This is a genomic window from Amycolatopsis sp. NPDC001319 (genome assembly GCF_042896185.1).
Taxonomy (GTDB): domain Bacteria; phylum Actinomycetota; class Actinomycetes; order Mycobacteriales; family Pseudonocardiaceae; genus Amycolatopsis.
This window is the reverse complement of the sequence record NZ_JBIAWY010000001.1, coordinates 997,097-1,010,246: the sequence shown is the minus strand read 5'-3', so window position 1 is coordinate 1,010,246 and position 13,150 is coordinate 997,097. Positions and strand designations below refer to the sequence as shown.

Genomic DNA, 13,150 nt, shown 5'->3' with positions numbered 1-13,150 from the left:
TGGGCGAAACTCTACCGGGGCCGACCGCGCTCGCCACTCAATCGAGTGGCGGCGCACACCGATCGAGGGTGTGTCGGAAGTAAATCTTCCTTAACACCACCGAAATGTTCGAAGCCCTTCCTCCGGAGTGATGGAGAGCACTCCCTCCGTACTACGGTGCGGGACGTGCGCAAACCCGCCGAGACGAGCGTCCCCGTGATCCCGGCCGTCGCCGAGCGCTGGAGCCCCCGCGCCTTCGACGCGACCGCCGAGGTGTCCCCGCAGGAACTGACCACCTTGCTGGAGGCCGCGCGCTGGGCGCCGTCCTTCGGCAACACCCAGCCCGCGCGCTACCTCGTGGGACGGCGCGGCGACCCCACGTTCGCCCGGATCCTGGCCGCGTTGAACAGCGGCAACCAGGCGTGGGCCTTCCGCGCGGGCGTGCTGCTCGTCGGCGTGATGGTGACCACCAACGAGAAGGGCGACGTCCCGTACGCGGAGTACGGGCTCGGCCTGGCGACCGAGAACCTGGTGCTGCAGGCCGTGGAGCTCGGCCTGATCGCGCACCAGATGGCGGGCTTCTCCGCCGACGCGGTCCGCTCGTCGTTCGGCCTGCCCGACGGCGCCGTGCCGCGCGTGGCCATCGCCGTGGGCCACGCCGCCGAGGCCGAGGTGCTGGAGGACGAGCGGCGCATCGAGCGCGAGCTCAAGCCGCGCCAGCGCATTCCGCTGAGCGAGTTCGCGTTCAGCGGGGAATGGGGCACGCCGGCGTTGGGTGACTGACGCACTGATCGCATTCGCTTCGCACCGCTAAGTAATGCCGCTCGATCGGGGAACCGCTGATCGGGGCACCGCATCGAAGCCGGCAACACACTGGGTGGACACGAGGAGAGAACGATCATGCGTAGTCGTGTGCTGGCGGTCCTGGGGGTCTCCGCGGCGGTACTGGCGCTGGCCGGCTGTGCGGGTGAGACGAACGGCACGCCTTCGGCCGCGGGCGGTGCCCCAGCGCAGCAGCAGAGCCAGAGCACCAGCGCGACCGAGGCGAGCACGGAAGCGCCGCCCAGCGCGCAGCAGAACTCGTCGTCGGCCGGCGGTTTCACGCAGCAGGGCACCAAGCTGAAGCTCGGCGAGAAGGCGATCGTGCCGTTCAAGTCGGAGGGCAAGACGGGCTCGATCGGCGTCACGGTGAAGTCCATCGACAAGGGCGCCGAGGCCGACCTCGCGCCCCTCGACCTGGGCGACAAGGCGAAGGGCATGACGCCGTACTACGTGCGCGTCACCGTCTCGAACGAGAGCGGCACGGACTTCTCCTACAGCTCGCTCGGGCTGATGAACGCCCTGCTCCCGGACGGCTCCGAAGCGCAGGGGGTGTCGGTCATCGGCACGTTCGACAAGTGCGACAGCGGCGACGCGGGCAAGGACTTCACCACGAAGGGCGCCACGTACGAAAGCTGTGTGCTCGCGGTGGCGCAGGCCGGCACGACGGTGACCGGCGCGTCGTACGACGAGGGCGACTACAGCGACCAGGCGCCGGGGACGGACTACGGCAGCAAGCCGATCACCTGGCAGAGCTGACCCGGCGCGAACGGGCCGTTCGCGCCACGGCGGGAACGGCCCGTGACCGCGGTCAGGAAGAGAGCCCGCCGCCGATGCGGCGGAGGATCTTCGCGACGATCCCGGACACCACGAGCCAGAAGATCGCCGCGATGCCGTAGTTGACCAGCACCCTGAGTTTCGCGTCACTCGGGGTGAAGAGGTCCTTGAAGCCGATCGAGAGGCCGTCGGCCCAGCTCCGGACGAACGAGACGATTCCGTTGTCCGGATTGGCCTCGCCGACGGTGAAGATCACGTGCAGCACGAGGATCGCGGCGAAGATCAGCCCGACCCACCGCACGAGCGTGGCGAGGAAGGAAAACGCCTGCTCACGGGTGCGTCGCCAGTCGATCTCGGCACGCTTCGGCCGTGGCTCGGTTTCCGCCTCAGGTGTCTGTTCGGCGTGCTCGCCCATGCCCGGCAGTCTGACACGTCACACCCCCGCCCGCTACCCGCTGGTAACACCCGACGGGCACCGGACGTAACAGTTCGATCGCGGAGGTGACTTCACAACGGCCGCGTTCCGTGGTTAAGGTGACCTCGTGGCGCGTGCTCTCCTGCTTCGCTGCCGCGACGGGGCCTGACCAGACCGGCTCCTCGTCGCGGGGCTTTGTGGTGCCGGTCGTATGCACCCACCTCGTCAGGAGACGTCTTCACCCATGGCCACGAACGACCCCCGTACGAATACCTCCCGCGTCCGCACGCCCTCGCGCCCGGCGCCCGCGGACCAGCCCCGGTGGAACCCGCAACGCGGCACTTCGATGCCCGTCCACCGCTACAAGCCCTGGTACGAGCTGATCGAGAACATCGACCTGCCCGACCGCACCTGGCCCTCGAAGCGCATCGAGCGGGCGCCGCTGTGGTGCGCGGTGGACCTGCGTGACGGCAACCAGGCCCTGATCGACCCGATGTCGCCGGCGCGCAAGCGCAAGTTCTTCGACCTGCTCGTACGCATGGGCTACAAGGAGATCGAGGTCGGGTTCCCCGCCGCGTCGCAGACCGACTTCGACTTCGTCCGCGAGATCATCGACGAGGGCGCGATCCCGGACGACGTGAGCATCCAGGTGCTGACGCAGTGCCGCCCGGAGCTGATCGAGCGCACGTTCAAGTCGCTCGAGGGCGCGCCGCGCGCGATCGTGCACATCTACAACTCGACCTCGATCCTGCAGCGCCGCGTGGTGTTCCGCGAGGAGCGCGAGGGCATCAAGAAGATCGCGACGCAGGGCGCGGAAATGGTGCTCGAGCTGGCCGCGAAGCAGCCGGACACGGACTTCCGCTTCCAGTACTCGCCCGAGTCCTACACCGGGACCGAGCTGTCGTACGCGCTCGAGGTCTGCAACGCCGTCACCGAGATCTGGCAGCCGACGCCGGAGAAGCCGGTGATCCTGAACCTGCCGGCGACCGTCGAGATGGCGACGCCGAACGTCTACGCCGACTCGATCGAGTGGATGAGCCGCAACCTGGAGCGCCGCGACTCGGTGATCCTGTCGCTGCACCCGCACAACGACCGCGGCACCGGCATCGCCGCCGCCGAGCTGGGTTACCAGGCCGGCGCGGACCGCATCGAGGGCTGCCTGTTCGGCAACGGTGAGCGCACCGGCAACGTCGACCTCGTCGCGCTGGGCATGAACCTGTTCAGCCAGGGCATCGACCCGCAGATCGACTTCTCGGACATCGACGAGATCAAGCGCACCGTCGAGTACTGCAACCAGCTGCCCGTGGGCGAGCGCACGCCGTGGGGCGGCGACCTGGTGTTCACCGCGTTCTCCGGCAGCCACCAGGACGCGATCAACAAGGGTCTCGACGCGCTGAAGGACGCGGCCGACAAGGCCGGCGTGCCCGTGGACGACTACCCGTGGGAGGTCCCGTACCTGCCGATCGACCCGAAGGACGTCGGCCGCACGTACGAGGCCGTGATCCGCGTGAACTCGCAGTCGGGCAAGGGCGGCGTCGCCTACATCATGAAGGCCGAGCACCAGCTCGACCTGCCGCGGCGCCTGCAGATCGAGTTCTCCAAGGTGGTCCAGGCCTACACCGACACCGAGGGCGGCGAGGTCGACCCGGCCACGATGTGGAACGCGTTCTCGAAGGAGTACCTCGAGCCGCGCACCCCGCTGGAGCTGGTGCGCCAGCGCGTGACCGACAACGGCGGCGGCGAGTACGACATCGAAGCCACGGTGACCGTCGACGGCGACGAGCACGACATCACCGGCCGCGGCAACGGCCCCATCGCGGCCTTCTTCGACGCCTTGTCCACCGTCGGCTTCGACCTGCGGCTCCTGGACTACAGCGAACACACCCTGACCCCGGGCGACGACTCGCGCGCCGCGTCGTACATCGAGTGCGCGATCTCCGACCGCGTGTTCTGGGGCGTGGGCATCGACCCGTCGATCGTGACGTCGTCGCTGCGCGCGGTGGTGAGCGCGGTCAACCGGGCGAACCGCTGACGTTGTCTTGAAAGCTGAGAGGCTGGTCGCGCTGCTGTTCACCCTGCAGCGCCGCCGCAGCGCGACCGCCTCCGAGCTCGCCGCCGAACTGGGCGTGTCCGAGCGGACGATGCACCGCGATCTGGCGGCTTTGCGCGACTCCGGCGTTCCACTGTGGACAGAACAGGGGCGGCACGGCGGCTACCGCCTCGTCGACGGCTGGCGGGCCGGACTCGACGGACTGACCGCGCGGGAAGCCGTGGCGCTGTTCGCTTTGGGAGCGCCGGAAGCCTTGGCGGGGCTGGGGCTGGACACCGCCGGCAGCGCCGCCCGGGCGAAGATCTCGGCGGGGATGCCGACGGAACTGCGCGACCACGCGGCGTTGGTGGCCGGGCGGTTTCACCTCGACGCACCGGGGTGGTTCGGCGGCGCTGACCAGCCTGCTTGTCTTGCGACCGTCTCGCGCGCGGTCTGGACCCAACGCCGGCTCGCGATTTCCTACCAGCGGCGCGACGGCGTGGCGGAGCGAGCGCTGGAGCCGTTGGGGCTCGTGTTGAAGGCGGGCGTCTGGTACCTGGTGGCACGAATCGAGGACGCCTACCGCACGTACCGCGTCTCCCGGATCCTCACCGCCGAGGAACTCGCCGAGGCCTTCGACCGCCCAGCCGATTTCGACCTCCCGACCTGGTGGCGCACTTCCTCCGCAACCTTCGAACAGGTCTCCCGCCCCGTGCGCGTACGGGCCCGCCTGAACCGCCTCGCCGTCCGCGAACTCCGCCGCGTCTTCGGCGGCGAACACCTCGCCGACACCGTCCTCTCCCTGACCGACCCGGACTCCGACGGCTGGGCGCTGGCGGAACTCGCGCTGGAGGGCGGCGAGATCGCGCTCGGCCAACTGGTGGCGTTGAGCCCCGGCATCGAAGTCCTCGACCCACCTGAACTCCGCGCGGCCCTGGCCGACATCGGCACCGAACTCGCCGCCCTCAACGCTCAGCGGTAGCCAGTCACATCTGCGGGCTTGCCGGCGTCCGCCACTTCCACCAGGTAGCGCCACGCGTCCGGGCGGCTGCCGTCCACGTCGTCGATCGAGTAGGCCTGGGCGAGCTGGCCGCTGCTCACCGTCTGGCCGGACCACCGAGCCCGATCGGGGTCCGCGGCGAGGGCCGCGATGGTGCGGCCGCAGAACGTCGGGGATTCCGAGATGGCGAAGTGCGGCACCGTCGCCTCCGCGTCGTGCCAGTTGGACTCCGTGACGCCGTACGCCTCCAGCATCGCTTCCGAGCGGAGCCAGCCCGGGGTGAACGCGACGGCCGTGCAGCCGAACGGGGCCAGCTCGGCCGCCTCGCCGATGGCCAGCGGGTGGGCGGAGGCCTTCGCCAGGTAGAACGGCAGTGACGTCCCCTCCCGATACCGCGAGTTGTACGACGCGGTGCCGTCCGTCAGTTCCACCACCAGGCCGCCCGGGCGGTCGATCATCAGCGGCAGCAGGTGGTGGCTGGTGATGAGGTGCGCGTCGATCGCCAGGCGGATCATGCGCAGGCCCGCGTCCAGGGAGTGTTCCCAGACGGGTTTGCCCCATTCCAGGTGGCGGTCGCCGCCCCAGAGGCCGTTGACGAGGATGTCCAGGTGGTCCAGACGAGAGGCCAGGGCCGCGACCTCGGCGGGCACCAGGTGGTCGACGCGAACGGCCTCGGCCTGGCCGCCCGCCGCCACGACCAGAGCCACCGTGTCCTCGATCGTCTCCGGACGGTCCACTTCGGACCGAGCGGAGCCCGACGTCCGGCCGGTCACGTAAACGAAGGCCCCCGCCCGTCCCAGCTCAACGGCGATCGCGCGGCTCGCACCCCGCGTGCCGCCCGCGACGAGGGCGATCTTTCCCGAAAGGTTCATGCGGACCACCGTCGCGGTTAACCATGACACCCGCTGTCATGGTTAACCCAAGCTGTGTGCCGCCTGTGCCTTGCTGTGAGTACTCGGTGAACGGGACTCATCCGCCCGCGCACGACGGTTAATGGGAGTGTGGACGCAACGACGGCAGGGCTCGTGGTGCTGTTCGTCGTCTCGCTGGTGCCCCTGCTGCCCACCGAGGTGACGATCCTCGGCATGGGCATCGCGGCCGCGCAAGGCGGGACGTCGCTGGCCGTGGTGATCGCCGTCGCCACCGCCGGGTGCCTGGTGGGCGACCAGGCCCTCTACGCGCTGGGCCGCTTCGGCGGCGCCCGCGTGCTGGAACGGCTCAGCCGGCGCCGCAAGATGGCCGCCGGCCTGGCGTGGCTCGACGGCCGACTCCAGCGCCACCCGCGCCCGATCCTGGTGCTGGCCCGCTGGCTGCCCTCGGGTGGCACGGTCGGCGCACTGCTGGCCGGCTCGCTGCGCTGGCCCATGGGCGAGTTCTTCAGCGCCTCGGCGATCGGCATCACGCTGTGGACGTCGTACGTCGCCTTCCTCGGCTACGCCCTCGGCGAGCTCATCGACGAACCGGTGGTCAGCATGCTGCTCTCCTTCGGCGTCGCGACGCTGCTGGGCGTGGCGATCACGTTCGGCGTCCGCCGCGGAGCGCGGAGCTAACCGGTCAACGCTGCCACTTCCGCGCGCAGCTGGGCGATCACCGTCGCCACCGCGGGCCGCGACAACGCACCCCGCCGGCACACCACCTCGACCAGCCGCGCGGCGCGGATCCCGGCCAGCGGACGGCCGACCAGACCGCTGCCCCGCCGCGTGTCCATCGTGTAGCGCGGCAGCAACGCGATGCCGTGCCCCGCCGCGACGAGCCGTTCGGTGATGCGGAAATCGTTGATGCGCTGGACGATCTGCGGCCGCACCCCCGTGCGCACGGTCAGCGACCGCAGCACGTCGTCGACCGGGAACCCGTGGTCCACGGAGATCCAGCGTTCGTCGGCGAGGTCCGCGAGGTCCACCCGGCGCCGCCGCGCCAGCGCGTGCCCCGCCGGCAACGCGACGTCCAACGGCTCCCGCAGCAGCGGCACCACCTCGAGCCGGTCGGAGGTGAACTCGCCGGCGTGCTCGTCCCGGTGCGTCACGACCACGTCGTAGTCCGCGACCAGCGCCGGGACATCCGAAGGCGTCATGTCGACATCACGCACGTCCACCTCCAGACCGTCGAACTCCGCGACGCGCGTGAGCAGCCCCGGCAGCAGCATCAGCCCCGCCGACTGGAAGATCGCGATCCGCACCCGCCCGCGCGGCGCACTTCGGTACGTGTCGAGCTCGGATTCCGCGCGATCCAGCGCCGCCAGCACCTCGTCGGCGCGTGCGACGAGCGCCCGGCCGGCGTCGGTGAGCCGCAGGCCGCGGCCGTCCGGCTCGGTCAGCGGCAGGCCGACCTCCGACTGGAGCGCCCGCAGCTGCTGCGACACCGCCGAAGGGGTGCAGTGCAGCGCCCTCGCCGCCGCAGTCACGCTGCCGCGGTCCGCGAACTCCCGCAATGTCCGGAGTCTTCCGAGGTCCACGATGTCCAGCTTATGTGAAGCACGGCTACAGGGTCAGTGCAGTTTTTCTCGCTGGTCCTTCACGGTCCGCGGTTGCACAGTGGAGGTCATGCCCGCACGTGACCGTCTCCTCGCCGTGCTCGTCGCCGTGCTGTGGGGCTGCAACTTCCTCGCCATCCACGCCGCCCTGGGCCAGTTCCCGCCGATGTTCGCCGGCGCGCTGCGGTTCGCGCTGATCGCGATCCCGACGATCCTGTTCGTGCCGTGGCCCAAGGTGAAGCTGCGCTACCTGCTCGGCTACGGCCTCGGGTTCGGCACGGGCCAGTTCGCGTTCCTGTTCGTCGCCATGGATCTCGGCATGCCGACGGGCCTGGCTTCGCTGGTGCTGCAGGCGTCCGCGCCGTTCACCGTGCTGCTCGGCGCCGTGCTCCTGCGCGAACGCGTGTCCGGGCGCCAGCTCACCGGCATCCTGCTGGCCGTCGCCGGCATGACGGCGATCGCGTGGCAGCAGTCGTCCCACGCCGCGCTGCTGCCGGTGATCCTGACGCTGCTGGCCGCGCTGAGCTGGGCGTTCGGCAACCTCGCGGTGCGCCGCGCGACGCCCGACAACCCGCTGCACCTCATGCTGTGGATGTCCGTGGTGCCGCCGCTGCCGATGCTGGCGCTGTCGTTCGTCTTCGAGGGCCCGACGGCCGGCTGGCACTCCCTCACGACACTCGGCACCACCACCGGCCTGATCGGCGTCGCGGGCATGGCGTACGTGATCGCGTTCGGCACCGTCGTCGGCTCCGGCATCTGGACGACGCTGATGAAGCACCATCCCGCCGGCGTCGTCGCGCCGTTCTCGCTGCTCGTGCCGGTGGTCGGGCTCACCGCGTCGTACTTCGTGCTCGACGAGGTGCCCACCGTGCTCGAGATCGTCGCCGCGGCCGTGGTGATCGGCGGGGTGCTGCTGGGAAGCCTGCGGCGCAAACCCGTCGAGCTGCCCGACGAAGACCTGCTACCCGCGGGGACCTGAGCCCGGCGGGGCGAGGCGCGCGTCGAGCTGGCTCCACGCGACGAGCGCCACCAGCCCGGCCAGCCCGAACACCGCCGCCAGGCCGATCCCGGACGCCGCCGCACCGGCCAGCGGCGACGCGGCGGTCTGGCCGACGCCGAGGCCGACGAACGACCAGGTCACGCCCCGCGCCGGGCGCGTGGGGAACAGCCGGGCGGCCCACAGGATGCACAGCCCGGTCAGCGCCATGTAGGTGCTGCCGAACAACGCACTGGAGACGAGTGCGCCGGCGAGACCCGGCGTAGGCAGGGCCAAGAGGGCGAGGCCGGCCGCCGCCAGCGTCCACGTGACCAGGTTGGCGGTCCGCAGCCCGACGCGCTCGGCGGCCCGCCCGGCCAGGCCGCCGAGCAGCCCGGCCACGCCGATGGTGAACCAGCACCAGGTCGCCGCGGTCGGGCTCAGGCCCGACGCGGTGAGGCGGGAGCTGGAGAACGTCCAGTACGGCGCGCTCGTCACCCCGATGAGGACGGAGTCGACCACGAGCGGGACCAGGCCGTGGACCGGCACGGGGATCTCGGCGGCGGCTGCGGGCGTTCGCGGCAACGTCCGCCAGGCCAGCACCGTCATCGCCGCGGCGAGCACGGCGAAGCCGGCCCAGATCGAGGGCCAGCCGACGGCCAGCAACGGCGTGAACGCCGACGCGGCCAGCCCGAGCCCGGTCCCGGTGTTGGCCCAGGTCTGGGCCCGGACCCGGTGGCGCGCCCCGACCGTTTCCCCGATCAGCTGCGCGACACCGGGCGAGACCAGACCCGCGCTGCCGCCCGCGAGCACGATCCCGGCGCCGAACACGCCCACGTTCGGTGCAGCCGCCATCAGTCCGAGCCCCACCGCCGCCACCGCCCCGGCCAGCAGCACGGTGCCGCGCGCGGACCGCGTGGCCGTGCGCAGGGACAACAGGAGCCCGACGCCGTAACCCGCGGTGGACAGTCCGCCCAGCACGCCGACGCCGACGGTCGTGAGCCCGAACGTCACGCCGAACCGGGGCACGAACAGCCCGTAGGCATAACGCGCGAAGCCGTAGCAGAGCGCGATCACGCCGGCGCCGACCGCGGCGGTGGACCACCACCGTGCGGTTGTCTGCTCACTGACCATCAGCGCAACCAAACAGACAGGTCTGTCTGTTGTCAACCGATGCTAGAGTCTGGACTGGTCAAAGCAGAGACTGAACAGTCTGGAGGAGACGTGAGCCGGACCCGGCCCGGCGACGCGGGAGCCAAAGTGCTCAAGGCGGCGTCGACGTTGTTCTACCGCGACGGCATCCACGCCGTGGGCGTCGACACCGTGGCGGCCGAAGCCGGCGTGACGAAGGCCGCGCTCTACGGCAACTTCGGGTCGAAGAGCCGGCTGGTCGTCGCCTACCTGCGGGAACGGGACCGGCAGTGGCAGGAGGAGATCGACCGCATCACGGCCGCGCACACGGATCCGGCGCAGCGGGTGCCGGCGGTGTTCGACGCCTACGAAGCCTGGCTCTCCCGCGACGGCTACCGCGGCTGCGGCTTCCTCAACGCCACCTCGGAGTTCCCCGACCCGGCCGATCCGGTGCGCGAAGTCGTCCGTCACCACAAGACTGCGCTGCACGGCTACCTGCTGACGCAACTCCACCGCATCAGGGCGGAGCACGCCGAAACCCTGGCCGACGAGCTGATGCTGTTGCTGGAGGGTGCCGCCGTCACGTCCGTGGTCACCCAGGCCTCCCGGCCGTTCCACACGGCGAAGCGGCTCGCGGCGACGCTGATCTCACCGCCGGCGAACTAGGCGACCGCGTCGTCCTTCTGCTCCGCCTGGGCCTCGTGGTTACGCGACATGCGCCGCTTCAGAACCAGCGTCACGACCACGCCGATCACCACCGCCGCGCCGAGGCCCGCCCACTGGAAGCCCTTGAGCCACTTGTCCGCGACCACACCGAGGTAGTAGATCAACGCGGTGGTGCCGCCGGCCCAGACGATGCCGCCGAGCGCGTTGGCGATGAGGAAACGCGGGTAGTGCATGTTCAGCGACCCCGCGAGCGGGCCGGCGAGGATGCGCAGCACGGCGACGAAGCGGCCGAAGAACACGGCCCACATGCCGCGTTTGTGGAACATCCGTTCCGCGTTCGCGATGTGCTGTGGACCGAAGTGTTTGGGGAACTTCCGGCCGGCCCAGTCGAAGAGGCGTTTCCCGCCCTTGCGGCCGATCAGGTACCCGATGCTGTCGCCGATGATGGCGCCCGCGCTGGCCAGGACGCCGATCCACAGCGGGTTGAGACCGCTGTGCGAAGACGCGAGCAGCGCGGCACTCACGAGCACGATCTCGCCGGGCAGCGGGATGCCGAGGCTCTCGACCATCACGACGAGCCCCACCAGGAGGTAGACCGACAGCGGAGGGATCGCCTCCAGCACGTGGTCGATGTTCACTGCCCCTACCCCCTGCGGCTTGCCGGTTTTGTGCCTGCACTTCGCAGACTACCGGGGCCCTCGTGCGCGGGCGTCACCCTTCAGTCGGGGGTGGGGTCCGACTTGAGTCAGGGTTTTCCGTACATATCGGACGAAGCGCGCGCTTCGAGGTGCCGGCGCTCAGGCAAGCTCAACGTCCGCCGTGCCGCCGCGGCGTAGTACTCCCGGGCGGCGTCGAGATCACCCGCGAGCTCCAGCAGGTGCGCGCGGACGACGTCGACGCGGTAGTGATCCGGCGGCTCCGACGCGTCGAGCTCGGCCAGCGCGACGGCCGGGCCCTCGACCATCGCGAGCGCCACGAGCCGGTTGAGCGTCACCATCGGTCCGGGCGCGACCTGGCACAGCAGGTCGTAGAGCAGCAGGATCTGCGGCCAGTCGGTGTCCTCGGCCGAAGGCGCCTCGTCGTGGACGGCGGCGATCGCGGCCTGCAGCTGGTACGGACCGACGGGCGCGGTCGCGAGCGCGTGGGTGATCAGCGCGGTGCCCTCGGCGATGGCGTCGGCGTCCCACCGCGACCGGTCCTGCTCCGCGAGGGGGACCATCGTGCCGTTCTCGCCGAGCCGCGCGGCCCGGCGTGCGCCGGTGAGCAGCATCAACGCCAGCAGGCCGGTGACCTCGCCATCGTCGGGGAGCTCGGCGTGCAGCTGCCGCGTGAGCCGGATGGCCTCGGCGGTGAGCTCCACGCGGTCGACGGCCGAGCCGGCGCTGGCCGTGTGGCCCTCCGTGAAGATCAGGTACAGCACCTGCAGCACCGCGGCGACGCGAGCGGGCCGTTCGTGCTCCGGCGGCAGGCTGAACGACGTGCCTTTCACCTTCTGCTTCGCGCGGCTGATGCGCTGGCCGATCGTCGGCTCCGGCACGAGGAACGCCCGCGCGATCTCGGCCGTCGTCAGGCCGCCGACCGCGCGCAACGTCAGCGCGACCTGCGAGGGCCGCGTCAGCGCCGGGTGGCAGCAGAGCAGGAGCAAGGTGAGCGTGTCGTCCACGGCCGGCGCCGGGTCCGGGTCGGGTGGCGCCAGCGCGGCCACGGTCTCCTCACGCCGGTGCCGGGCGGAGTCGCTGCGCCACAGCTCGATCCGCCGCCGCGAAGCCGTGGTGATGAGCCACGCCTTGGGGTTGTCCGGCACGCCGTCGCGCGGCCACTGCACAGCCGCGGCGAGCAAGGCCTCCTGCACGGCGTCCTCACACGTGTCGAACCCGCCGTAGCGGCGCACGAGCGCGGTGAGGACCTGCGGCGCCAGCTCGCGCAGGAGGCCCTCGATCACAGGTCGCCCAGGTCGAAGTCCACGTCGCCGGTCAGGCCCATCACGGGCCGGACCTCGATCGTCGCGTATGGCGCCTCCGGGATCCGCGCCGCGATCTCCAGCGCGCGGTCCTCGGAGTCGCAATCCAGCAGGTAGAACCCGGCGAGCTGCTCCTTGATCTCCGCGAAGGGCCCGTCGGTGGTGCTCACCTGGTCGTCGCGCACGATGACCTGCTTCGTGAGCTCCGGCGCGGCCAGCCGCTCGGACACGATGCGCTCGCCGGAGCCGTCCAGGCCGTCGTTGAACTCGACGTACGCCCGCAGGCCCGCGGCCTTCTGCGCATCGCTCATCCCCGCCCACGCCGACCGGGACGCCGGGTTGCCGTAGATCAGGACCAGGTACTTCATCGGGTGCCTCCTCGAAATCGTCGTCACCCGGGATGTCGAAGCCACGCGGACGGCTTCGACGTCCCCCGTGAAACCCGACCAGGCAAGGAGAGCACAGAATGTCCGAAAACGAGATCCGCGACCTGCTGGCCGAGCGCACCGCCGCGATGTACGCCAAGGACCCCGGGCGCCTGGTCGCGGGCTACGCGGAAGGCGCGGTGAAGTTCGACCTCGCGCCGCCCCTGCGCACCACCGGCGCGTCGGAGGAGTTCCTCACGAAGTGGTTCGGCACGTTCGACGGCCCGGTGACCTACGAGTACACCGACGTCGAGGTGACCGAGTCCGGCGACCTGGCCTTCACCACGGCGCTGGCGAAGATGTCGGCCGTGCCGGTGGGGATGAGCGAACCGTTCACGCTGTGGTTCCGCTCGACGCTGGCCTTCCGCCGCGTCGACGGTGCGTGGCGGATCGTGCACGAGCACAGCTCGACGCCGTTCCACATGGACGGTTCGTTCCGGGCCGCCATCGACCTGCGGCCGTAAACGCGATGAAGGGCACCTCGAGGAGATCGAGGTGCCCTT

Annotated in this window: 15 protein-coding genes; 8 read left to right on the top strand and 7 right to left on the bottom strand. The window is 70.7% G+C overall.

Features of this window, described 5'->3' with window-relative positions; translation table 11 throughout:
- The first annotated feature begins 165 nt into the window (after positions 1-165).
- Both ACFY1H_RS04790 and ACFY1H_RS04785 read left to right on the top strand, forming a co-directional pair.
- Complete coding sequence (locus ACFY1H_RS04790; RefSeq protein WP_366584026.1) at positions 166-762, top strand: nitroreductase family protein; 597 nt, start codon at positions 166-168, stop codon at positions 760-762.
- A gap of 117 nt (positions 763-879) precedes the next feature.
- Positions 880-1,557 carry a hypothetical protein gene (locus ACFY1H_RS04785; RefSeq protein WP_366584027.1) on the top strand — a complete coding sequence of 226 codons (678 nt, stop codon included), beginning with the start codon at positions 880-882 and terminating at the stop codon, positions 1,555-1,557.
- A gap of 52 nt (positions 1,558-1,609) precedes the next feature.
- On the opposite strand, the gene ACFY1H_RS04780 is transcribed toward ACFY1H_RS04785, so the two are convergent.
- Positions 1,610-1,990: a hypothetical protein gene (locus tag ACFY1H_RS04780; protein WP_366584028.1), complete on the bottom strand. Its 381-nt coding sequence runs from the start codon at positions 1,988-1,990 to the stop codon at positions 1,610-1,612.
- Between the two features lie 244 nt (positions 1,991-2,234).
- On the opposite strand from ACFY1H_RS04780, the gene leuA reads away from it, so the two are divergent.
- Both leuA and ACFY1H_RS04770 read left to right on the top strand, forming a co-directional pair.
- Positions 2,235-4,022 carry a 2-isopropylmalate synthase gene (leuA, locus tag ACFY1H_RS04775; RefSeq protein ID WP_366584029.1) on the top strand — a complete coding sequence of 596 codons (1,788 nt, stop codon included), beginning with the start codon at positions 2,235-2,237 and terminating at the stop codon, positions 4,020-4,022.
- A 7-nt stretch (positions 4,023-4,029) separates the two neighbouring features.
- Positions 4,030-5,001: a helix-turn-helix transcriptional regulator gene (locus ACFY1H_RS04770; RefSeq protein WP_386944623.1), complete on the top strand. Its 972-nt coding sequence runs from the start codon at positions 4,030-4,032 to the stop codon at positions 4,999-5,001.
- Here ACFY1H_RS04770 and ACFY1H_RS04765 read toward each other — a convergent pair.
- Positions 4,992-5,891 carry an SDR family oxidoreductase gene (locus tag ACFY1H_RS04765; RefSeq protein ID WP_386944621.1) on the bottom strand — a complete coding sequence of 300 codons (900 nt, stop codon included), beginning with the start codon at positions 5,889-5,891 and terminating at the stop codon, positions 4,992-4,994. The genes ACFY1H_RS04770 and ACFY1H_RS04765 overlap by 10 nt on opposite strands.
- 129 nt (positions 5,892-6,020) lie before the next feature.
- On the opposite strand from ACFY1H_RS04765, the gene ACFY1H_RS04760 reads away from it, so the two are divergent.
- Positions 6,021-6,569: a DedA family protein gene (locus tag ACFY1H_RS04760; protein ID WP_386944619.1), complete on the top strand. Its 549-nt coding sequence runs from the start codon at positions 6,021-6,023 to the stop codon at positions 6,567-6,569.
- On the opposite strand, the gene ACFY1H_RS04755 is transcribed toward ACFY1H_RS04760, so the two are convergent.
- Positions 6,566-7,471 carry a LysR family transcriptional regulator gene (locus tag ACFY1H_RS04755; protein ID WP_366584032.1) on the bottom strand — a complete coding sequence of 302 codons (906 nt, stop codon included), beginning with the start codon at positions 7,469-7,471 and terminating at the stop codon, positions 6,566-6,568. The genes ACFY1H_RS04760 and ACFY1H_RS04755 overlap by 4 nt on opposite strands.
- 88 nt (positions 7,472-7,559) lie before the next feature.
- On the opposite strand from ACFY1H_RS04755, the gene ACFY1H_RS04750 reads away from it, so the two are divergent.
- Positions 7,560-8,468, top strand: coding sequence for an EamA family transporter (locus ACFY1H_RS04750; RefSeq protein ID WP_366584033.1), 909 nt, complete (start codon positions 7,560-7,562; stop codon positions 8,466-8,468).
- Here the strand turns inward: ACFY1H_RS04750 and ACFY1H_RS04745 are convergent.
- A complete protein-coding gene (locus ACFY1H_RS04745) occupies positions 8,451-9,599 on the bottom strand; it encodes a YbfB/YjiJ family MFS transporter (RefSeq protein WP_386944617.1) in 1,149 nt (382 codons plus the stop codon). The genes ACFY1H_RS04750 and ACFY1H_RS04745 overlap by 18 nt on opposite strands.
- 90 nt (positions 9,600-9,689) lie before the next feature.
- Between ACFY1H_RS04745 and ACFY1H_RS04740 the strand changes: the two genes are divergently transcribed.
- Positions 9,690-10,262 (top strand): TetR/AcrR family transcriptional regulator, encoded by a 573-nt coding sequence (locus ACFY1H_RS04740; RefSeq protein WP_366584035.1) that lies wholly within the window; start codon positions 9,690-9,692, stop codon positions 10,260-10,262.
- Here ACFY1H_RS04740 and ACFY1H_RS04735 read toward each other — a convergent pair.
- The 3 genes from ACFY1H_RS04735 to ACFY1H_RS04725 all read right to left on the bottom strand — a co-directional run bounded on the left by ACFY1H_RS04735 (position 10,259) and on the right by ACFY1H_RS04725 (position 12,590).
- On the bottom strand, positions 10,259-10,900 hold the full coding sequence (locus ACFY1H_RS04735; protein ID WP_366584036.1) for a DedA family protein: 642 nt from the start codon (positions 10,898-10,900) through the stop codon (positions 10,259-10,261). The two genes, ACFY1H_RS04740 and ACFY1H_RS04735, sit on opposite strands and share 4 nt — an antisense overlap.
- A gap of 107 nt (positions 10,901-11,007) precedes the next feature.
- Entirely contained in the window at positions 11,008-12,204 is a 1,197-nt protein-coding gene (locus ACFY1H_RS04730; RefSeq protein ID WP_386944614.1) for an RNA polymerase sigma factor, read from the bottom strand.
- Positions 12,201-12,590, bottom strand: coding sequence for a YciI family protein (locus tag ACFY1H_RS04725; RefSeq protein ID WP_366584038.1), 390 nt, complete (start codon positions 12,588-12,590; stop codon positions 12,201-12,203). The genes ACFY1H_RS04730 and ACFY1H_RS04725 overlap by 4 nt, the downstream gene beginning before the upstream one ends.
- A 98-nt stretch (positions 12,591-12,688) precedes the next feature.
- Between ACFY1H_RS04725 and ACFY1H_RS04720 the strand changes: the two genes are divergently transcribed.
- Positions 12,689-13,111, top strand: coding sequence for a YybH family protein (locus tag ACFY1H_RS04720; RefSeq protein WP_386944612.1), 423 nt, complete (start codon positions 12,689-12,691; stop codon positions 13,109-13,111).
- Positions 13,112-13,150 lie beyond the last annotated feature (39 nt).